The sequence below is a fragment of the Streptomyces sp. cf386 genome (assembly GCF_900103585.1).
GTDB lineage: Bacteria > Actinomycetota > Actinomycetes > Streptomycetales > Streptomycetaceae > Streptomyces.
In genome coordinates, this window is the sequence record NZ_FNHV01000009.1 from 235534 (window position 1) to 256350 (window position 20817).

Genomic DNA, 20817 nt, shown 5'->3' on the forward strand with positions numbered 1-20817 from the left:
GACGCTGCGGACCGACTGCCCCAGAAGCGACACAGCTCTGCTGGACGGTTTGGTGCCGGGGCAGGGACTTGCTGGTGCCGGGGGCCCCTATGCCTTTGGTCAAGGGGTAGTCGGGGTTGGTGGTTGGTAGAAGGTGCCGTCGCGGAGCATCGCGAAGAGCACGTCCGCTCGGCGTCGGGCAAGGCAGAGGATCAGCGGTCTGTAAGTGCCTTCGGAGTTGGTGACACCCCCCCGGGCCATGCACTCGACAAGGGGAGGTAGTAATGCCAACTCCGAAGGCCGGTAACCCCGTTGCGGGGCTACGAAGACGGTAATGGGGGGCGGGGCGCATCAGCGCTTGCGTAGCCGTCAAAGTAGCCACACTGGTGGACATTACGCCCTGCGACGGCTCTCCCCGGCGTATAGCCTGACTCGTCTGCCGCACAGGACCCCTGGTCAGCGAACATGCTGGGCAGGGGCGCTTTTTGTGAAATCGGGGGCTAGGTTAGACCCCGCTCCGCACCGGTTCAAACGGGGTCGCGTGGCTACGTACGTAGCCACGAGAGTAGCCATGGGGCGTGGGGGCGGAGATTGGTGGCGACCCGACTGCGGCTACTGCTACGTCTTCACTCCCCTGAGCAGCGTGGCGAAAGCCGCCCGCCCGCATGAGCATGGAGGTCGCCCGAGCGGCCGGGAGAAGAATCCGCCAGCATGCGGCGGCGCACCAGCCGCGGACGGTGGATCCGGCACGTTCAGAGGTCGCTGAGCCAGCACGGCTGGGAACCGCGGGCATCGGCGCCGTCACCCCCACAGCTCGGCGACCCGCATCGCGATGTCGCAACGCGCGTTGACCGAGCCAAACACGACCTGTTCGATTCCCCGCCACTGGCTTCCGCCCTGCTCGTGGAGGACGGCCGGGGTGACATCGTCGGCATGGCCGCCTACTCGCTTCTCTGGCGGGCCGCAGGTTCCTCTCACTCTCTCTTCCTCAGGGAGCTCTACGTCGGGACCCCCTTCGTAGGCAGGGAGTCGGCAAGGCACTGATGAGGAAGCTCCGCGGCATCGCCGACGAGTGGCTGGGATGCAGTCGCTTGGAGTGGATGGCCGACCGTGAGAACGAGGGGCCCGATTGTCTTCCGAGAACTCGGCTTCGCTGAGTTCGGCGGGAAGATCGTCTACCGGTAGACGGGAACCGGCGCATTCCATTTCGGCCTGCCACGCGCCTGCCGGTCGGGAGACGGAGGCGTCACCTCGAGGTGGTGATGAGGTCGTCGAGTACCTGCTCCAACAGGCTGTTGTCGCCGAGGAAACTCTTCACCGAGGCGTCCTCGTTGCGCTGGGGGTCGATGCCCGACCAGTTCAGGTCGTATCCCGCGTCTGCGCTGAGCTGGGCCAAGAACGCCCGCTGGGCACGGCCGTTGCCCTCGCGGAACGGGTGGAGAACGTTCATGTCGCCGTACAGCGCGGCGAGTTGGATGACGAATTCCTGCCGAGGGAGATCCCTCAGATGGCCGGATGAGGCGAGATGGCCGAAGATCTCTCCGGCATAGGGCACCAGGTTTCTCGCCGGGCAGAACGGCGTGCGCTTGGCGATGTTCACAGTGCGTAACTCGCCTGCCCACGGGTAGATGTCGCCGAAGACCGCGGCATGGAACGCCTGCAGATGGCCGAGGTCGTACGCGCCGGGCAGGGGGCGTACGGCGAGCATGACGAAGCGAGCCCGGGTGATGTCCGCCTCCGCTGCCGCTAGCAGCTGATGGGAGGTGATGCCGAGCTTGTTGCGTAGCACGCCGTTGGGCATGGAGTACGGATCGTTCACCCGGCCCGCTGCTCCGAAGTCTGTCGGTGGCGGGCGATCGCGCGGGCGACAAGGGTGTCCACGTCGAGGTCGCCCTTGACGTACGCCTCGGTGTCGCGGTCGGAGGCGTCGGAGGCGTGAAGCCGCTCGGCCTCGATGGAGCCGGTGGCCGAGGCGACAGCTGCACGTCGTGCCGCTCGGCCGCTCAGCGCCTCGAAGGCCTCGACGGACAGGAGGACGCCTTGGGGTTTGCGGTGGGCGCCGATCAGGACCGGGTGCGCATCCGCGCCGGACTCCGACAGGTCAGTCAGGATCCGCGACAGTCGCGCGCGCGCGTCGCTGACGGTCACGACCTCAGGGATCTCCATGCTGTCACCGTACCCATATAGAGGCCTGATTCTGTACAGATTCTAGTACGGATTCCGGTGAGTGTCCCGCCTCGGGTGGCCTTGGAGGTATCCCCAACCCTGTCCCGGAGGCTGCCACCAGCGAGACTGCGACGTCCTCGCCGATGTCGGCGGGGTTGAACCGGACCACCGGTACATCGCGCCGGTTGAGTTCGGTGATCTCCATGTCGGCGGTGATGCCGTCCGCCTCGGTTTCCACCAGAACCGGCCTCTCCGAGAACGACGAAGCCCCCGTCCGGACCGCTCTGGCGCGGGGCGCCTCCTTGCATAGCCATCAAGGTAGCCACGGAAACGCCCTCCCTGCACGTTTGTGCAGGTCATAGCGTTGCGGTGATTCTCCCCGGCGTACAGCCCGACTCGACTGCCGCTCTCCGTCGCCCGGCGCGTCCCGTGTCCCGTCACACGCCCAGCCGTCAGTCGATAAGTCCGGCCCGCTCGCAAGCGGCCCGGATCCCCGGTGTGCAGATCTGGTCGACGGTGTACACACCGTCCTTGATGACCGTGTCCTTGATGTTGTCGACGGTGACAGGGACGGGATCGAGCAGGACGGCGGGGATGTCCTTGGTGGTGGCCGTGTCGACGCTGGTCTTGGCGATGGCGTCGACATTTCCGCCGCGGCCCAGGGCGACGGCCATCTCCGCGGCGGTGTCGGCCTCGGCCTTGAAGGGCTTGTAGACGCTCATGTACTGCTCGCCCAGGAGGATGCGCCGCACGGCCTCCAGGTCGGCGTCCTGGCCGGTCACGGGAGGCAATGGCTCGATGCGGGCGGCTCTGAGGGCGGAGATCACGCCGGCGGCGAGGCCGTCGTTCGCGGCGTAGACGCCGTCGATGCCGTCGGCGCCCAGGGCGGCGATGGCGCGGACCATGTCGGCGTGGGCGATCTCCTGGCTCCAGCCCGGGACGTCGTACGACCTGCCGATCCCGACCTTGCCCTGGAGGGCGGACATCGCGCCTCTCTTGAAGGAGACATTGGTCGGGGAGGTCTGGGGACCGTTCATCATCACGATCTGCCCGCCGTCCGCCTTGTCGCCCATGGCCTTCAGGAGCGCCTCGCCCTGGAGTCTCCCGACCCGTTCGTTGTCGAAGGAGACGTGGGCCGAGATCGGGCCCTCGACGAGGCCGTCGTAGGCGATGACCGGAACGCCCGCGTCGTGCGCCCGCTCGACCGAGGAGCGCAGCGACCGGAAGTTGACGGCGCTGAGGATCAGGACCTTGACGTCCTTGCTGAGCAAGGTCTCCACCTGCTGTTTCTGGGCGGCCACATCGCCCTGGGCGTTGGCGTACTCCAGCGCGCAGCCCGCGCACAGCTCCTTGACCCTCCGCTCGATCAGGGGCTTGTCGAACGTCTCCCAGCGCGTCTGGATGTTCTGACTGAGCAGCAGCCCGACCGTGAATCCACCCTCGCCGGAGGCAGCCCCACCCGGGCCGGGCTCCCCGGAGCCGCCACAGGCGGCCAGGCACACGACCAGCGACAATGCGGAGGCTGCGACCGCCGTACGGCCCCGACACCCACTCACACGGGGACCTCCCTGACTCGCCGAGGCACCCCCGGCCGCCCCCCGCCGGCCACTCTCTGCCAGCATAGGGCGGACACTTCGACCCGGCAGACCCGATGGGGCCGTCGGACCAGGGAAGGGCGCCGGACATGCCCTCTCAGGGACCTTCAGAGCGCGTCCACCGCACTCACCTTCCAGCCGTCGTCGGTGTCGGTCATCGTCATCCGCACCCGGTTCAGATCCACCCGAGCCCCCGAAACCTGCGTGCTCTCAGTGACCTGGTTGACGAAGAGCAGCACCACGACCCTGTCCGGCGAGGCGGAGACGACGGAGGCTGCCGGGGCTCCGGTCGTGGGAGCGGCGACCGTGGCCTTGACGACCCCGTGGTACTTCTCGGCCGTCGGGCCGACCACGGTCTTCGTCGTCTTGCCGTACTCGTCGCGGAAGTCGCCGGTCAGGTGGGTGCGGGCGCGGGTGAAGTCGCGGTCCAGGTGGCGGTAGTCGTACGACAGGACGGCCGGTGCCGCCTTCTGCGCGGCTGCGACGGCCTCGGCGCGGGCGCTCTCCGTCTGGCGTGCGTCGCGGTACTGCCATCCCAACAGTGCGGCTGCCACCAGGCCGGCCACCAGAAGGACACCGAGCACCGCGAGGAACAGTCGGTGCCGACGGGGCCGTAGCCCGTCCTCTGGCGGCGTGTCCTCCTCGAACGACTCCAGCGACGGCTCCGGCGGGTCCTCCCAGCCGTCCTTCGGGGCCTCGATGAGCACCGTGCGTCCGGCGACCGTGGCCTCCGGGACTGGCTCGTGGTGGCCGCGTTCCGCTCGCTTGGCCGCTGCCCTGGCCGCTGCCGTCATCTTGCGCCGGGTGGTCGTGCCGGGGGCGCGGCCGGTCGTCGTCTTCGCCATGGTCGTGCTCCTCACTCGTGCGTCCTCAACTTGCCGGTCAGCCGACGAACTCGACATCCGACGTCAGCCAGCGGCCATCCCGCCGCACCAGGTCCAGCTGCAGGCGATACGTGCGTGCCTCCCCCTGCGGCACCGACGTGTTCGTCACCTTGCTGTCGGCCACCACCAGCACGCGGGCCGAGTTGTCGTCGGAGCGGACGATGCCCGCCTCCAGGACCTGGCCCTCCGATACGGACTTGTTCGTGGCCACGAGCTGTGTCAGCTGCTCCGTCTGGGCCGCGAACTGTTTCTTGAAGGCGCCGGTCGCGCCTGCCAGGACGTTGGCGCTGTCGCGGTCGTAGTGGCGGTAGTCGAGCGACGTGAAGTTCAGTGCTGACTGGCGGGCCGTGGCCAGGATGTCCTGGCGGCGTTGGTCCGCCTCGCGTTGCGTGTGGAGGCCGAGGATCAGCCAGATCGTCAGGGCGGTGACTGCGGCCGTCGCCGTCGTCAGCGCCACCGGCAGTGCCTTGCCCATACCGTTCAGTGCCTTTCTCATGCCATCGGGCCAACCAGCAGCCATTGCCACGACTCCTTTCCGAACACGGCCCGCTGGCCGCCCGTCGTACCGATCCGCACGTCCCGTCCGTCCGGGCCGGTCGTGGTGCCGGTCTCCGGGTCGTACGGAGTGACGTACGGCGCGTTCTGCGCCCCCCGCACCGACGACTCGCTGCCCCGCGGCAGCGTGCAGCGGGCGCCCGTGTTCGCCTCGCGCGTGCTCGTGTCCGCGGGGTCGCGGCGTGCCGTGCCGTAGCCCTGGGTGCAGGCCGGGGGATCGTCGGCGTTGACCACCAGGCCGAAATGCGTGGTGCCGTCGCCGGGGACGACCGTGTAGCTGCCCGCCACCATCACCGGGAAGGTGACCAGCGCCTGTTCCACGCCGGGCAGGCGGGCCAGCGTCACCTGGCCGCCGCTGATCAGGTTGGCCAGCAGGACCGAGAGTCTCGGCGATACCGACTTCAGCAGCGCGTTCACCTCCTGCGCCGCCGGTCTCGCGTTGCCGATCAGCCTGCGCAGGTCCCCGTCGCTCGCCTTCAACTGGGCTGTCAGGGCTGCCAGATCGCGCGAGAACGACTTGATCGACGAGCCCTGGTCCGCCTGGGTCTTGAGGACCTTCCTCGAGTCCTCGATCAGCGCGATCGTCTCCGGGAGTGCCTCCGACGCCGACTCGATCAGCTCGTTGCCCGAGTTCACCAGGCGGCTGAGGCTCGGGCCCGTTCCCGCGAACGCCTTGTCCAGCTCGTCCACGGTGACTTGCAGGTCCTCCTTGCCGACCGAGTTCACCAGGCGGTCCAGGCTGAGGACCAGGTCCGTCGTCGGCAGCGGCACGCGTGTGCTCGTGCGCGGGATCGTGCTGCCGTCGAGCAGATACGGGCCGTGGGACGTGCGGGGTTGGAGGTCCACGTACTGCTCGCCCACCGCCGAGCGGTTCGCCACCACCGCCAGCGCGTCCGCAGGGATGCTCGGTGTCCCGTCCTGGATGTCCAGGGCCACGGACACGCCGCCGCTGCCCGTCAGGTGCAGCGCGCCCACCTTCCCCACCGGCACCCCGCGGTACGTCACCTCGGCGCCGGGGAAGATGCCCCCGGAGTCCGCGAAGTCCGCCCGTACCGTGTAGCCGCGGTCCAGGGCTTCGTCCACCAAGCCCGTGTACTCGGCGCCCACGTATGACACCCCTACGGCGGTGATGGTCGCGAAGGCGAGGAGCTGGGCCTTGACCGTGCGTGTGATCACGGCTGGACTCCCTTCAGCATCAGCTCGGCCAGGTCGAGATCGATGCCCTCGGGCCAGTCGCCCCCGGTGCGGTAGCCACTGCCGTAGCCGGCCGTGCACACCGGCGGGCACAGCAGGTCACCGCCGCCCCCGGACGGCGCCGAGGGGGAGGAGGACGGCACGCCCGGCAGGGCGGTGGGTGTGGGTACGCCCGGCACCTCCGGGAGATCCGGTACGTCCGGCAGGTCAGGGGTCTCGGGCAGCTCGGGGCCCTGGGTGTCCCCGTCGTCGTCCCGGTCGCCGCCCGGCTCGTCCGTCAGGTTGCCGTAGATCCCCGCCAGGTCCAGGTCCGCCGTGATGTGCAGGTTGACGTAGTCCCCCTTGATGGCGTCCACCGCGTTGCGTGGGAACGGGTAGGTCGTCAGCAGTTCGAGGGAGTTGGGCAGGTCGTCGCCAGCCTTGTTCAGCTGCCGCAGAATCGGCCGCAGCGCCCTGAGGTTGGCGACCGTGTCCTCGTGCGAGGCGTTGATGACCCTGGTGCCCGTCCTGCCGAGCTTCGACAGGGCCGTCAGCATTCTTGTCAGGTCGCGCCGCTGGTCCGCCAGCACCTTCAGCGCCGGTGGCATCGCGTCCACCGCCTCGGCGATGGTCTTCTTTTCCTTGCCGAGGCGCTTGGACAGCCGGTCCACGGCCTCCAGGGCCCGGACGATGTCCTTCTTCTGCTCGTCCAGGCCGCCCAGGAAGACATTCAGCTCCTTGAGCAGGGACTTCACCCGGTTCTCCCGGCCCTCCAGCGCCTTGTTCAGCTCCACGGTGATCGTCTTGAGCTGGGCCACCCCGCCGCCGTTGAGCAGGGCCGACAGCGCGGACAACACCTCCTCGATCTCCGGGTTGCGGCCGCTGCGGGACAGCGGGATCACATCGCCGTCGGCGAGACGGCCGACCGGTTCCGCCCCCATCGGCTTCGACAGCGCCACGTATTTCTCGCCCAGCATGCTGGTCTGGCGTAGCTCCGCTATCGCGTTGGCCGGCAGCTTCACCGAGTCGGCCACACGGAGGTGCACGCGTGCGTGCCAGCCGTCCAGTTCCACCTTCTCGACCGCGCCGACCGTCACGTGGTTGACCTTCACCGCCGACTGCGGCACCAGGTCGAGGACGTCACGGAACTCGACGGTGACGTGGTACGCCTTGCCGTCCGAGGCGGCGCCGCCGGGCAGTCGGACGTCGTACCAGCCGTTGAAGTCGCAGGCGGAGAGGAGCAGTGTTCCTGCCGCCGCCCAGGCGACCGCCCCGCCCTTGCGCAGAGCCCTCATGCGCTCGCCCCCAGGATTCCGCCGAGCGTGCGATCGACCGTGCCCGTGACCGCCGCGCCGCCGCCATGCGGCACTTCCGGCAGGGAGTCGAAGAGCTCCCGCAGCTCGCCGCAGTCCGGGTTCTCGCCGCCCTCGTCCCCCGTCGTCCTGAGCACCGAGCACAGCAGTGCCGCCGGATCCTGCGCCTGGTCGGCGTTGTTGCGGGTGTCGAGGGTGCCGGCCGACGGGTTGTACGCGTTGTTGAGGTTCGACATGCCGGTCGGGGCCACCTCCAACAGCTCTTCCAGCGCCGCCCGTTGGGTGACGAGCACCTTGGTCACCTTGCTGAGCCCCTCCACGTTCGCGGTCAGCGACTTCCTGTTCCTCTTCACGAAGTCGGACACGTCGCCGAGCGCCGCCCCGAGGTTCTTCAGTGCCGCCGCCAAGTCCTCGCGCTCGGCGGCGAGTTGGCCCGCGACCTTCGCGAGGCTGCTGTTGAAGGACCGCACGCTCTTGTCGTCGGCCGCCAGCGCCGCCGTGAACACCTGGAGGTTGCGGATCGTGCCGAACAGGTCCGTGCGGCCGTCGGAGAGGGTCGCGACCGCCTGCGAGAGGTCCTCGACCGTCTGGTGGAGGTTCTCGCCCTGGCCGTCCAGGTTGTCGGCGCTCACCCCGAGCAGCCGGGACAGGGCGCCGTCCTTGTTGGCGCCCTCGGGGCCCAGCGCCTCGGCCGTGGTGTGGAGGCTGTCGAAGACACGGTCCAGTTCGACGGGTACGGCCGTACGCGACTCGGGGATCTCGTCCCCGTCCCGCAGCACCGGACCGTCGCCCCGGTACACCGGCAGCAGCTGCACGTAACGGTCGCTGACCACCGAGGAGTTGATGATGGCCGCCTGCGCGGACGCCGGTACCTTGCGGTCCGCGTCGTACTCCAGCTCCACCCGCACCCGGCCGCCCTCCGGCGTGATCGTCCTGACCTCGCCGATGCGGACGCCGAGGACGCGGACGTCCGAGCCCGGGTAGATGCCGACCGTGCGCGGGAAGTACGCCGTGACACGGACCGGCTCGGGGCGCGGCCACAGGACGTAGGCGAGCGCGGCGACCAGGGACAGTGCGGTGAGCAGGGCCAGCCGCTTTCTCAGCCTGACAGGGATCCTCACTGTGCCCCTCCCGTCCGCGGCGCCACCGGAGCGGCGACCAGGTTCTGCACGTAGGAGTCGAACCAGCGGCCGTTGCCGAGGGTGTTGGTGAAGAGCCGGACGTAGGGCGCCATGAGCTTGATGCTCCGGTCCAGGCTCGACTGGTTCCGTTCCAGCATGTCCACCACGCGGTTCAGGCCCTCCAGTGCGGGCCCGATCTCCTTGTCGTTGTCCTGGACCAGGCCGGAGAGCTGGATGCCGAGCGCGGCGGAGCTCTTCAGCAGGTTGTGGATCGCCTCCCGCCGCCTGCTGATCTCCCGGAACAGCTTGTCGCCGTCCTTGACCAGGGCGGTGAAGTCCGCCGAGCGGTCGGCCAGGACGCCCGTCACGCCGTTCGCGTGGTCGAGCAGCTCGCGCAGCGCCTTGTCGCGGGAGGCCACCGTGCGGGAGATCTGCGACAGGCCCTTGATGGACGCCCGTACCTCCGAAGGGGAGTCCTCGAAGGTGGTGGAGATGGTGTCCAGGGCCTTCGCCACGCGGTCGGTGTCGATCTCCTCCGCTGTCGTGGTGAGGTCGCTGAAAGCCTGTACGACGTCGTACGCGGGGACGGTGCGCCTCAGCGGTATCTCGCTGCCGGGTGCCAACTGGCCCCGGCCCTCGGGGTGCAGGGCGAGGTACTTCGCGCCGAGGATCGTCTTGACCCGGATCGACGCCCCGGTCTCGGTGCCGAAGCCCGGCTCACCCTTGATCCTGAAGGTGACCTTGACGTGGTCGCCGTCCAGGTCGACCTCCTTGACCTTGCCGACCTTGACCCCGGCGATCCGCACCTCGTCGCCCGGCTTGAGACCGCCCGCCTCCGCGAAGGCCGCGCTGTACGTCTCGCCGCCGCCGATGACCGGCAGCCGGTCGGCGTTGAACGCGGCCACGGCCAGCAGCGCGAGGATCGTGAGGCCGATCGCGCCGATGACGACGGGGTTGCGGTCGCGGAAGGGGCCGAGGTGCGGGCGGCGGAGCCGAATCCTCGGCAGCTTCGGCGGCTCGACGCGCACCTTGATCATCGGCCGCGGGCGGCTCGGGCGCGGCTTCCGGCGCGGCAGGAGCCGTACCTTCGGCAGACGTGTCCTCGGCAGGCTCGGCAGGCTCGGCAGTTTCGGCGGCTCGACGCGCACCTTGAACAGCGGCTCCGGACGGGTTTTACGGCTCATGCCCCGCACCTCGCCCTCGCCACGTGCAGGTCTGGCGTGAGCACCTGCTTCGTCTTCGGCAGCACGATCCGGCCGTCGAAGTCGCAGAGGTAGAAGTTGAACCACGAGCCGTAGGACGCCGTTCCCGTCAGCTCGTTCAGCTTGTTCGGCAGCCGCTTCAGCACGCCCTCCACCGTCTTCTCGTTGTCGTTCAGCGTTCCGGTGAGTTCGGTCAGCTCGGCGATGTCGTCCCGCAGCGGTGGACGCGCGTCCTTCAACAGCCCTGAGGTGGCCTCCGTCAGGTCGCCGATGCTCACCAGCGAGCGGCCGATGGGCTTGCGGTCGGCGGACAGGCCCGAGATCACCCGGCGCAGCTGCTCGATCAGGCCGGAGAAGCGGGTGCCCCGGTCGTCCAGCGTCTCCAGCACGGTGTTCAGGTTGTCGATCACCGAGCCGATCAGCTGGTCGCGGCCGGCCAGTGTCGAGGTGAGCGACGCCGTGTGCACGAGCAGGCTGTTGACGGTGCCGCCCTCGCCCTGGAGTGTCTTGATGATCTCGGTGGCGAGCTGGTTGACGTCCTTCGGGCTGAGCGCGGCGAACAGCGGCTTGAAGCCGTTCAGCAACGCGTTGAGGTCCAACGCCGGCTGGGTGCGCGACAGCGGGATGGTCGCGCCCGGCCGCAACGGGCGGCTGCCGTCGCCCGTGCCCTCGGTCAGCGCGACGTAGCGCTGCCCGACCAGGTTGCGGTACCGGATGACGGCGCCCGTGCCGGTGAGCAGTGGCCGGTCCTCGCTGACCGTGAAGGTGACCTCGGCCAGCGTCCGGTCCTTGATCCGGATGCCCTCGACCTCGCCGACCCGCACCCCGGCCACCCGGATGTCGTCGCCCTCCTCCAGGCCGGTGACGTCGCTGAAGACCGCGCGGTAGCGATCCTCCGGGGTGAAGGAGATGTTCACGATGGTGGCGGCGAGCAGGGCCGTCGCCAGGATGGTCACCAGCGCGAAGACGCTGAACTTGATGAGGGGAACGGCGGTCTGCCGTGCGCCTGCGGTTCTCATGCGACGGTCACCGCCGTCCCGCGCGCCATCGGCCCGAACAGCAGCGTCGCGACCGGCGGCACCTCGTCGGCGGGCACGCCCAGGACCGGGGCCACGAGCGAGCCGACGGCCCGCTGCTCGGCCCGGGTGGCGGACACGCCGAGCGGGCCGCCCGAGGACGAACTCGGCTTCTTGGAACCGTCGTTGAGGTGGGCGCCCGGTGCCGGCACCCGAGGGTGCGACAGACCGTGACAGTTCGGCCCCGACCGCTCGCCGTAACGTGGCTCCTCGCCCGGTTCGTACGCCCCTTGCGGCCGTACGACCTCCAGCGTGATGTGCATCTTCCCGCCCCGGAACGCCTCCTCCGAGGCCTTCTCCTGCCGGACCAGTCCGGCCAGCAGGCACGGGTACTCGGGGGAGTAGCGGGCGAACAGCTCCAGGGTCGGGCGGGAGACCTGGCCGAGGGTGATCAGCCGGCCGCCGTTCGCGTCGAGGAAGTCCTGCGCCGTGCCCGCGACGGTCGCCGTGGTCTTCAGCGCCGCCGCCAGCCGGTCCTTCTGGTCGACGATCGTGCGGCTCGTGGTGACGGTGTTGCGCAGGATCTCCATCAGGTCGGGTGCCGCGTCGCCGTACGTCTCGGCCACCTCGGCGAAGCGGGCGATGTTCTCGGTGAGGGACGGCAGATGGGGGTTGAGGCGGCTCAGGTAGGCCTCCAGGCGTGTGAGGTTGTCGCCGATGCGGTCGCCGCGGCCGTCGAGGGCGGTGGCGATGGCGGAGAGCGTGGCGTTGAGCTTGCCGGGCTGGACGGTGCGCAGCAGGGGCAGCAGGTCGTTCATCAGCTGCTGTACCTCGATGCCGACGCGGGTGCGGTCCTGGGTGATGACGTCACCGGCGCGGATCGGGCGGGCCGACGAGGAGCCGGCGCCGGCGGGCGGCACCAGGTCGACGTACTTCTCGCCGAACAGCGTCTTGGGCAGCAGCCGCGCGTGCACGTCGGACGGGATGTACGCGACGTGCTCCGGCTTGAGCGCGATGTCCAGCCGCGCCTTCGTCCCGTCGGCGTGCACCTCGCGCACCTCGCCGACCAGCAGCCCGCGCAGCTTCACGTCGGCGCGCGGGTCGAGCTGGTTGCCGAGGCTGTCGGCCTCCAGCGTGATCCGCACGACCGGCGTGAACGCCTGCCGGTAGACGGCGACCGACAGGGACAGCAGCAGGGCGAGCACGGCGAGGAAGACGATGCCGTACAGCCGTAGTCTCAGCACTCTCATACGCGCCCTCATCCGGCGGCTCACCCCGCGATCCGTACGGTCGTGTTGGCGCCCCAGATCGCGAGCGACAGGAAGAAGTCCAGGACGTTGATCGCCACGATCGACGTCCGCACCGCACGGCCCACGGCCACGCCGACCCCCGCCGGGCCGCCGCTCGCGTAGTAGCCGTAGAAGCAGTGGACGAGGATGATCAGGACGGCGAAGACGAGCACTTTCCCGAAGGACCACAGCACGTCCACCGGGGGCAGGTACTGCTGGAAGTAGTGGTCGTAGGTGCCGGCCGACTGCCCGTAGTAGCCGGTGGTGATGGTGCGGGCGGCCAGGTACGAGGACAGCAGGCCGATCACGTACAGCGGGATGACCGCGACGAACCCGGCGATCATCCTCGTCGTCACCAGGAACGGCAGCGAGGGCACGCCCATCACTTCGAGCGCGTCGGTCTCCTCGCTGATCCGCATCGCGCCCAGCTGGGCCGTGAACCCGGCGCCGACGGTCGCCGACAGCGCGAGCCCGGCCACCAGCGGGGCGATCTCCCGGGTGTTGAAGTACGCCGAGAGGAAGGCGACGAAGTTGGAGGTGCCGAGCTGGTTGAGGGCCGCGTAGCCCTGGAGGCCCACCTCCGTGCCGGTGAAGAAGGACAGGAAGGCGATCACGCCGACCGTGCCGCCGACGACGGCCAGGGCTCCGCGCCCGAAGCTCACCTCGGCGAGCAGCCGCAGGATCTCCTTCTTGTAGCGGCGCAGGGTGCGGCCGGTCCATGCCAACGAGCGGCCGTAGAAGGAGAGTTGGGTGCCCAGCGCTTCGAGGGAGCGCAGGGGGCGGTCGAGCAGTCTCATCGGCTAACCCCTCTGCGGGACGACCTGGAAGTACACCGCGGTCATCACGAAGTTCGTCACGAACAGCAACATGAAGGTGATCACCACCGACTGGTTCACCGCGTCGCCCACGCCCTTCGGGCCGCCCTTCGCGGTGAGCCCTTTGTACGAGGCGACGATCGCCGCGATCGCGCCGAAGACGAGCGCCTTGATCTCGGCCGCCCACAGGTCGGAGAGCTGGGCGAGGGTGGTGAAGGAGGCGAGGTAGGCGCCCGGAGTGCCGTTCTGCAGGACGACGTTGAAGAAATAGCCGCCCGCCACGCCGACCACCGACACCAGGCCGTTGAGCAGCACCGCCACCAGCATCGACGCCAGCACGCGCGGGACGACGAGGCGGTGGATGGGGTCGATGCCCAGCACCTGCATCGCGTCGATCTCGTCCCGTATCTTCCGGGCGCCCAGGTCCGCGCAGATCGCGGTGCCGCCGGCGCCCGCGATCAGCAGCGCGGTGACGATCGGCGAGGCCTCGCGCAGCACGGCCAGCACGGAGGCGGCGCCCGAGAAGGACTGGGCGCCCAACTGCCGTGTCAGGCTGCCGATCTGGAGGGCGATGACCGCTCCGAAGGGGATGGAGACAAGGGCCGTCGGCAGGATGGTGACACTCGCGACGAACCACGCCTGCTGAATGAACTCCCTTGCCTGGAACGGCCGTCGGGGGATCGTCCGGACGACGTCCAGCGCCATCGCGAACAGGCTCCCCGAGTGCCGCAGCGCTCCGACCGGTGACGGACTCATGCGCTCGCCCCCGCCTTCTGGCGCAGCGCGGCCTCGCGCCGGGCGATCGCCTCCCAGCGTGGTGGCCGCGGGATGCCCGGCCCCGGCAGCAGGCGGGGAGGAAGAGCCTGGCTGCCGGGAGACCGTGTGCCCTTGTCGGCGTCGCCGAGGGCGGCCAGCTCCTGCTCGACCTGGGCCGCGTCCTTCTCCTCCGCCATGCCGATCGGTCCCTGCATCCGGCCGTTCAGGAACTGCCGTACGACCGGCTCGTCACTCGTCAGCAGCTCCTCGCGGGGCCCGAACATCACCAGTTCGCGGCGGAACAGCAGCCCGATGTTGTCCGGGACCTGGCGGGCCGAGGCGATGTCGTGCGTGACGATCAGGAAGGTCGCGTCGATCTGGGCGTTCAGGTCGACGATGAGCTGGTTGAGGTAGGCGACGCGGACCGGGTCGAGGCCCGAGTCGGGTTCGTCGAAGAGGATGATCTCGGGGTCGAGCACCAGGGCCCGGGCCAGTCCCGCCCGCTTCCGCATCCCGCCGGAGATCTCGCCGGGCAGCTTCCCCTCGGCGCCGATCAGCCCGACCATGTCCATCTTCTCCAGCACGATGCGCCGGATCTCGCTCTCGGACTTACGGGTGTGCTCGCGCAGCGGGAAGGCGATGTTGTCGTACAGGTTCATCGAGCCGAACAGCGCACCGTCCTGGAACAGCACGCCGAAGAGCTTCCGCACCTCGTAGAGGTCGTGCTCCCGGAGCTTGGTGATGTCCCGGCCGGCGACCTTCACCGACCCCCGCTCCGGCTTCAGCAGTCCGACGAGCGTCTTGAGGAACACCGACTTGCCCGTGCCCGAGGGGCCGAGCATGACCGAGACCTCCCCGGCGGGCAGCGTCAGCGAGACGTCCTGCCAGATGACCTGGTGACCGAAGGACTTGGTCAGCCCTTCCACACAGATCTCGACACCCATCCGGTCCACCCTTCAGCCCGCGGAGCAGCTCTGACATCTGCTCTACGGGGAGGGGCGGGGCGTCCGTCGCTCGCGTTGCGGATTTTTTCCGGGCGGGTTTCCGGTCGATGGTTTCGTGATGATTTACGGCCGTATGTCCGGCGGTTGTATGTCCGGAGCCTGCTACGGCAGTGGGGTCGCCATGGGCGCGGGGAGCGAGGCGGACGGTACGGCGGTGGAGGCGTCCGGGATCGCCGGGGGTGCCGTGTCCGTCGGAACGGCGGAGGACGTGACCGGCAGGCCGGGGAGCTCGGGCAGCTCCGGGACGTCGGGCACCTGGGGGACCTCCGGCGCGGACAACACCGGCAGCGGGGACACGGAGACCTCCGGGACGTCCGGCAGCGACGGCACGGTGAGCGGCAGGGACGATTCGCCCGCCGGGGACTCGGCTGCTCTCCGTTCGGCCGACGTGACTGTGGGCTTGTTCCCCTGAGGTGTACGTCCTTCGCCACCACCGTCCGGCCGCACCGCCTCCGGACCCGGCGAGGCGACGGCGGGCCGAGGCGCCGTACCGCCCCCGCCGCCACTGCCGTCGAGGGCGTACGGCAGCACGAACCCCGCAACCGCCAGGGTCGCCGCAGTCGAGGCCACCGCCAAGGCCGGGCCCTTGCCGGCCGGCCTCGGCCGCCCCCACCCGATCAGGAACAGCACGCACCCGAGCGTCGCGGCGAGCGACTGCCGCAGCGTCCGCCGGGCCCGGGCGAGCAGTGACTCGACGGTCCGGTAGCTCAGCCCCATCCGGACGGCGACCTGGCCGACGTCCAGGTCCTCCGACTTCAGCCGCAGCGCCTCGGCCTGCCGCGCGGGCAGCTCACCACTGCGCACCGCCAGCCACTTCGCCTCGGCCCGGTCGCAGACCGCCTCCTCGACGGGCACCGGCCCGGGGGCGATGAGGGTAGGGCTCGTGCGCACCTGTGCCTCACGGTTCACCTGCCGGTAGCGGTCGACGCAGATCCGCATCGTGACCGTCGTCAGCCACGCGGCGAGCCGTTCGTCGTCCAGGTCCGGCCGCTCGGCGGCGCGCAGCATCGCCTCGTGCACCGCGTCCTCGGCGTCCTCCGCGCTCACCGACCTGCGCCGGGCCACCTTGAGCAGCTGCTCGCGGTGGCTCCACATGAGCTGCCAACGGTCGTCGTCGGCGTCCATCTCCGCAGGCGCCGCGGGTGTCTGTGTGCTCATGTCCGCAGGCATGTCCGTCGCCATGAGGGCCCCTTCGCTCTCACCCCACCGGTCTCGTGCCGTCCGGCGGGGGGCGACATTACCGCCGAGTATCGGCGGTTGTGGAGGGGGAGGCGGGCATCGATTCCACGCCGTTACTGGTCAGCGGGGCGCCGCCGGACAGCAGGTCGTCGCCGGGGAGCTCGATGTCCGGGGCGGGGAGGGGGAGTTGTGGAATCCCGGTCTCCTCGGGGGCGGTGGCGGGACGGGACGTGGCGGGGGACGGAGAAGCGGGAGCCGGCGGAGTGCGGGACGGGGTGGTGCTCGGACGGGCGGTGGGGGTCGGTGCGGCCTCGTCCGGCTTGCCCGGTGAGGGCGACGGCTCGGGGCGTACCGACGAACCGGCGGAGCCGTCCGGCACCACCCGGTGCCCGTCGAGGAAGTACGTGTACCAGGCCCGGACCGTGCGCAGATAGGCAGCCGAGTGGTTGTAGCCGAGGATCGCCCGGTCCAGCTCGGCCGGGACGGACAGATCCCTTCCGCCCGCGCACAGGTAGCGTCCGGCGGCGAGAGCCGCGTCGAAGACGTTGTTCGGATCCGTACGCCCGTCGCCGTTGCCGTCCGCGCCCCAGCGGGCCCAGGTCGACGGGATGAACTGCATGGGCCCCACCGCGCGGTCGTACGTCATGTCCCCGTCGTGGGCGCCGCCGTCGGTGTCCCGGATCAGCGCGTAGGCCACGCCGTCCAGCCGTGGCCCGAGGATCGGCGTCACGGTCGTACCGTCCGACGCCACCCGGCCGCCCCGCGCCTGCCCGGACTCCACCTGCCCGATCGCCGCGAGCAACTGCCACCGCAGCCGACAGCCGGGCGCCTCGCGCGAGAGGCGCGCCTCCGCCCGCCGGTACGCGGCGAACACGCTTGCCGGAAGCGCGGCGCCGACCTCCGCTGGTGCCTTGTCGCCGTGGGGCTGTCCGGTTCGCAGGGGTGGCAGTTCGGTGCGGTACGGGGTGTCGCCGGAGACGCTCGGTCCGTGCTCGGTGGGTGTCTGCCCCGGTACCGGCGCCGAGGCCCGTGCCGGGGCCGCCCCCGGCGCCTGTGACGCGGTCAGCGCGACCATCGCCGCGATCGCGGCCGCCGTACCTCTGACGGTTCTGACTCCGTGCCCTGCCACGTGCTGTTCCCCTCCCCGCAGACTGCTGTCGTCTGCTCTACGGGGCAGGGCGGCCGGTCCGTCGCGCGGTTTGTGCGCGTGCCGCTACGGCGAATTCCGCACCCCGCTCAACGTCTCCTCCGCCCGCTGGTCCACGAGGTGCGTCACCAGATGCTGCGCCGCCCCGAACAGCACCGCCCAGCCGAGGATCTGTGCGGAACTGTCGAGGTTGCTCAGACCCGGGACGAAGGCCGCCTTGATGAGCACGATTCCGGCCAGCGCGGACAGCGCGCCCATCGGGAACTTCAGTACCGCCGCGGCGAGCGGGAGGCGGAACTGATAGGGATGCGCGTTGCTCTCGTGGAGGCGGCGGACCGCGGTGACCACGGTCAGGGCCGCGCCGATGAGGCCCGCGCACTCGACGGTCAGAACGTCGAGGCGGTCCGAGTAGTCGCTGGTGATGACGTCCGTGGGGGCGGCGGTCTTGAGCGCCGGGGGTGGGCCCAGGTACGGGACCCGGTGCTCGCCGGTGGGGCACACCACACGATTGCCGGGCGGCTGGGGGCGGAAGCACAGGTCCACGGACGCCTTGTCGAAGTACCCCCACAGCGCGAGCACGATGACGCCTAGGGTCGCCGCTCCCGTGAAGATCCACAGCAGGTCCGCCATGACACGCACCCGCCGGTACTTGCCGCCCAGCGAGGCGTAGGCGAACGCGAGCGCCCGGACCAGGGTGGTGCGGTCCTGGTCCGTGAGGGGCGCCTCGCCGGAGTCGACCTTCTCGGCGAGGTCCTCCACGGCCTGCCGCTGCGGACTGCCCTCCGAAAGGTGCCGTCGCACCATGCCCCGGATCTCGGGGGTTCTCGCCCGGAGCTCGTCGTCGGAGGCGAGGGAGAGGAGGTCGGCCTCGGCGGCCCGGACGTTCGACCAGACGCGTTCCAGAGTGCCGGACCTCGGCCGGAACCTCGTCGCGCTCAGACACGCCTCCTCGGCCTCCCGGAGATGCTGTCTCGCCCCGTCGAGCACCACCCTGCGCCGATCGCCGTCGTCCCCCGCGACACGGCACTCCTCTTTCGCCAGCTGGGTTCGGAGTCGGGAGATCACGGTCAGCGGCAGTTCTCGCCAGGACGCGAGATTGTTCCTCTGCCCCGTGGACATCCGGGCCTCCGTGACTTCCCTCGCGGAAGTCCAGTACGACACGACCGCGGCCCGTACGGCGAGGTGACTGCTCCCCACGGGTGACGGCGACGGCCCGGGCCCGCCCGGGCCGTCCACCCCCGCGCGTCACCGTTCCGGACCCTTCCTGGAGGCCGGACCTCCGGGCTTCCTCTATTCAGGAGGTATGCAGGAGAGACCACCCCGGAGCGCTGGAGGCACGGCGTGGACAACAACCCCAGACTCCCCCTCGTCTACGTCCGCGGCTTCGCCGGCGGCACCCGCGGTATCGACAAGGCCGTCGACGACCCCTTCTACGGCTTCAACGAGGGCTCCACCCACATCCGCGTCGGCGCCCGCAACCAGCCCTACTTCCACCAGTTCGAGAGCCCGCTGCTGCGCCTGCTGCGCGAGGAGGGCTACGAACTGCTCGTGAAGGGGGACCAGGCGGCCTATCTCGCCGAGCACACGGAGATTCCCGCCAACACCGTCTGGATCCACCGCTTCTACGACCGCTCGGCGACCACCTGGGGCGGCAGCGCCCAGGAGTACCGGCTGGAGAACGCCGCCGCCGACCTGCTCGACCTCGTCGACCGGCTCCGCGAGAAGACCGGCGCGCCCGCCGTGAACCTGGTGGCTCACTCCATGGGCGGCCTGATCTGCCGGTGTCTGCTGCAGAAGGTCCTGCCGGACCGGGGGCGCGGCGCGGACTGTGTCGCGAAGCTGTTCACCTACGGCACCCCGCACGGCGGTATCACCTTCGACCTCGGGGGCGGGCTGTTCGAGCGGGTCCGGGACAAGCTCGGCATCCAGGGCGCGGACATCTTCGGACCCCGGCGGATGTACGAGTACCTCACTCCGCAGGCCGAGCTGGACCCGGACGGCCCGCCCCGGGGCTGGGACGCCCGGGAGATGCCCCAGGGGCCGGGGACGCTGCCCGTCGAACGGGTCTTCTGCCTGGTCGGCACCGACCCGGCCGACTACGACGTCGCCCTCGGTCTGTCCGCGGCGGCCGTCGGACCGCACAGCGACGGGCTCGTGCAGATCGAGCGGGCGTATGTGCCGGGGGCGCAGCGCGCCTTCGTGCACCGCAGTCACAGCGGGCGCTACGGCATGGTCAACTCCGAGGAGGGCTACCAGAACCTGCGGCGGTTCCTCTTCGGGGACACCCGGATCGAGGCCTCGCTGGTCGACTACCGGCTGCCCGGCGACGACGACCTCGTGTGGCAGGGCGATGTGCGGCTGTCGGTGCGCGGGCTGCCCGTGGTGATGCACGAGCGACTCGCCGCCCACTGGTGTCCGATCCAGCTCGACCCGCCCGCCGAAGGGCAGCAGGGGGCGCCGGTCACGCTGGCCACCACCTTTCTCAACAGCGGTCTGCGACAGGCGACCGACGAACCCATGCGGTTCATCCTCGAACTGCGGCTCATCTCGCTGCGCGAGCGGCGCGGCATCCTCAGCCTCGGCGACCACCTGGAGCAGACCGCCGACTTCGCCGACACCCTCGTCATCGACGTCGGCACACCGCAGGCCGGCCCCGGCATCTGGGCCACCTGGAACTCGGAGATCGAGGGCGCCATCCGCGACCACCGCGTCGCCGGAACGCCCCGCGTCGACGAGGACCCCGCCCCCGGCCGCTGGGTCGCCCACATCGCACTGCCCGCCACCGCCGCACCGCTCCTCGGCGGCGACGCGCGGATCCGGCTCGTCGCCACGCCCTGGACATGAGGCGGTGAGGGACCTCATCTGCGGTTACTTGCCTCAGGCAACCCGCAGGTAAGGTGGCCGTATGCCGAAGCCGCCGTCTCCCGACGCGGTGCCGGATGTTCTGCTCGTCGTCGGCGATCCCCGTACGTCCGAGCCGCTCTCCGCGATGCTGGAGCTCGCCGGCTACCGGACCGCCACGGTGGACCGCGCGACCGAGGCCGACGACCTGCTCACCGAGCGCCGGTTCGATCTGGTCATCCTCGATGTGACGTTGGCGGACACCGAAACGCTCAAGCACAGCCGCCGGCTTCTCGCCGCCGACCGCCCGGCCGTCCTGTTGCTCACCGGAGCCGGCGAGTTCCTCGGCAGTCTTCCCGGCGGCAGCCCGTCCGGAGGCGGCGCGGTGGCCCGTCCGGTCAAGGTCGCCGATGTCCTGGCCCGGGCACGGCAGTTGGTACGGAGCGGTGAGCCGGTGGCCGCGTGGGACGGCGCGCTGCGCTACGGCGACCTCGTACTGGACGACGCCACCCGCCGGGCCCGCCGCGGCGAGCGCACCATCGAGCTCACGCCCGCCGAATACCGCCTGCTGCGCTGCCTGCTGGTCAACGCCGAACGCGTGCTCTCCAAGGAGCAGATCGGGCGGCACGTCTGGGACGACCCGCCGACCGACGGCGCCGTCGAGCGGCTTGTCTCCCGGCTGCGTCGCAAGGTGAACGGGGAGCAAGCGGCGCTGATCCACACGCGCAGGGGCTTCGGCTACTGGCTGGGCAGTTCCGCACAACCGTAAGGGACGTGTGTCC

Annotated in this window: 20 protein-coding genes; 3 read left to right on the plus strand and 17 right to left on the minus strand. The window is 70.2% G+C overall.

From position 1 onward, the window contains the following. Positions 1 to 1022: 1022 nt before the first annotated feature. On the plus strand, positions 1023 to 1136 hold the full coding sequence (locus BLU79_RS50045; RefSeq protein ID WP_371131926.1) for a hypothetical protein: 114 nt from the start codon (positions 1023 to 1025) through the stop codon (positions 1134 to 1136). A gap of 89 nt (positions 1137 to 1225) precedes the next feature. On the opposite strand, the gene BLU79_RS24230 is transcribed toward BLU79_RS50045, so the two are convergent. The 17 genes from BLU79_RS24230 to BLU79_RS24315 all read right to left on the minus strand — a co-directional run bounded on the left by BLU79_RS24230 (position 1226) and on the right by BLU79_RS24315 (position 18313). After that, the gene (locus BLU79_RS24230) at positions 1226 to 1798 is read right to left on the minus strand and encodes a Fic/DOC family protein (RefSeq protein ID WP_093907971.1); all 573 of its coding nucleotides are present in this window, start codon (positions 1796 to 1798) and stop codon (positions 1226 to 1228) included. Then, the gene (locus BLU79_RS24235) at positions 1795 to 2145 is read right to left on the minus strand and encodes an antitoxin VbhA family protein (RefSeq protein ID WP_093907972.1); all 351 of its coding nucleotides are present in this window, start codon (positions 2143 to 2145) and stop codon (positions 1795 to 1797) included. Before BLU79_RS24235 ends, BLU79_RS24230 begins: the two co-directional genes overlap by 4 nt. Positions 2146 to 2597: 452 nt before the next feature. Next, positions 2598 to 3701 (minus strand): sugar ABC transporter substrate-binding protein, encoded by a 1104-nt coding sequence (locus tag BLU79_RS24245; protein ID WP_256333446.1) that lies wholly within the window; start codon positions 3699 to 3701, stop codon positions 2598 to 2600. Positions 3702 to 3847: 146 nt separating this feature from the next. Next, positions 3848 to 4585 carry a hypothetical protein gene (locus tag BLU79_RS24250; protein ID WP_093907975.1) on the minus strand — a complete coding sequence of 246 codons (738 nt, stop codon included), beginning with the start codon at positions 4583 to 4585 and terminating at the stop codon, positions 3848 to 3850. A 37-nt stretch (positions 4586 to 4622) separates the two neighbouring features. Beyond that, positions 4623 to 5120, minus strand: coding sequence for a hypothetical protein (locus tag BLU79_RS24255; RefSeq protein ID WP_371131927.1), 498 nt, complete (start codon positions 5118 to 5120; stop codon positions 4623 to 4625). Then, the gene (locus BLU79_RS24260) at positions 5117 to 6355 is read right to left on the minus strand and encodes an MCE family protein (protein ID WP_093907976.1); all 1239 of its coding nucleotides are present in this window, start codon (positions 6353 to 6355) and stop codon (positions 5117 to 5119) included. The genes BLU79_RS24255 and BLU79_RS24260 overlap by 4 nt, the downstream gene beginning before the upstream one ends. Continuing rightward, positions 6352 to 7647: an MCE family protein gene (locus tag BLU79_RS24265; protein WP_093907977.1), complete on the minus strand. Its 1296-nt coding sequence runs from the start codon at positions 7645 to 7647 to the stop codon at positions 6352 to 6354. Before BLU79_RS24265 ends, BLU79_RS24260 begins: the two co-directional genes overlap by 4 nt. Further along, positions 7644 to 8786, minus strand: a complete 1143-nt coding sequence (locus BLU79_RS24270) for an MCE family protein (RefSeq protein WP_371131928.1) — start codon at positions 8784 to 8786, stop codon at positions 7644 to 7646. The genes BLU79_RS24265 and BLU79_RS24270 overlap by 4 nt, the downstream gene beginning before the upstream one ends. Continuing rightward, entirely contained in the window at positions 8783 to 9970 is a 1188-nt protein-coding gene (locus BLU79_RS24275; RefSeq protein WP_371131929.1) for an MCE family protein, read from the minus strand. Before BLU79_RS24275 ends, BLU79_RS24270 begins: the two co-directional genes overlap by 4 nt. Next, positions 9967 to 11007 carry an MCE family protein gene (locus BLU79_RS24280; RefSeq protein ID WP_093907978.1) on the minus strand — a complete coding sequence of 347 codons (1041 nt, stop codon included), beginning with the start codon at positions 11005 to 11007 and terminating at the stop codon, positions 9967 to 9969. Before BLU79_RS24280 ends, BLU79_RS24275 begins: the two co-directional genes overlap by 4 nt. Then, positions 11004 to 12254 (minus strand): MCE family protein, encoded by a 1251-nt coding sequence (locus BLU79_RS24285; protein ID WP_093907979.1) that lies wholly within the window; start codon positions 12252 to 12254, stop codon positions 11004 to 11006. Before BLU79_RS24285 ends, BLU79_RS24280 begins: the two co-directional genes overlap by 4 nt. Positions 12255 to 12274: 20 nt before the next feature. Then, positions 12275 to 13090, minus strand: a complete 816-nt coding sequence (locus tag BLU79_RS24290) for an MlaE family ABC transporter permease (RefSeq protein ID WP_048584423.1) — start codon at positions 13088 to 13090, stop codon at positions 12275 to 12277. A 3-nt stretch (positions 13091 to 13093) separates the two neighbouring features. After that, positions 13094 to 13864: an MlaE family ABC transporter permease gene (locus BLU79_RS24295; RefSeq protein WP_093907980.1), complete on the minus strand. Its 771-nt coding sequence runs from the start codon at positions 13862 to 13864 to the stop codon at positions 13094 to 13096. Further along, positions 13861 to 14808: an ABC transporter ATP-binding protein gene (locus BLU79_RS24300; RefSeq protein WP_093907981.1), complete on the minus strand. Its 948-nt coding sequence runs from the start codon at positions 14806 to 14808 to the stop codon at positions 13861 to 13863. The genes BLU79_RS24295 and BLU79_RS24300 overlap by 4 nt, the downstream gene beginning before the upstream one ends. Before the next feature lie 162 nt (positions 14809 to 14970). Beyond that, positions 14971 to 16026: a sigma-70 family RNA polymerase sigma factor gene (locus tag BLU79_RS24305; RefSeq protein WP_256333447.1), complete on the minus strand. Its 1056-nt coding sequence runs from the start codon at positions 16024 to 16026 to the stop codon at positions 14971 to 14973. Positions 16027 to 16105: 79 nt separating this feature from the next. Beyond that, positions 16106 to 17122, minus strand: a complete 1017-nt coding sequence (locus BLU79_RS24310) for a lytic transglycosylase domain-containing protein (RefSeq protein WP_093907983.1) — start codon at positions 17120 to 17122, stop codon at positions 16106 to 16108. A 138-nt stretch (positions 17123 to 17260) separates the two neighbouring features. Beyond that, positions 17261 to 18313: a hypothetical protein gene (locus BLU79_RS24315; protein WP_093907984.1), complete on the minus strand. Its 1053-nt coding sequence runs from the start codon at positions 18311 to 18313 to the stop codon at positions 17261 to 17263. Between the two features lie 222 nt (positions 18314 to 18535). On the opposite strand from BLU79_RS24315, the gene BLU79_RS24320 reads away from it, so the two are divergent. Then, positions 18536 to 20038 (plus strand): esterase/lipase family protein, encoded by a 1503-nt coding sequence (locus BLU79_RS24320; RefSeq protein ID WP_093907985.1) that lies wholly within the window; start codon positions 18536 to 18538, stop codon positions 20036 to 20038. Positions 20039 to 20099: 61 nt separating this feature from the next. Next, positions 20100 to 20804, plus strand: a complete 705-nt coding sequence (locus BLU79_RS24325; RefSeq protein ID WP_093907986.1) for a response regulator transcription factor — start codon at positions 20100 to 20102, stop codon at positions 20802 to 20804. Positions 20805 to 20817 lie beyond the last annotated feature (13 nt).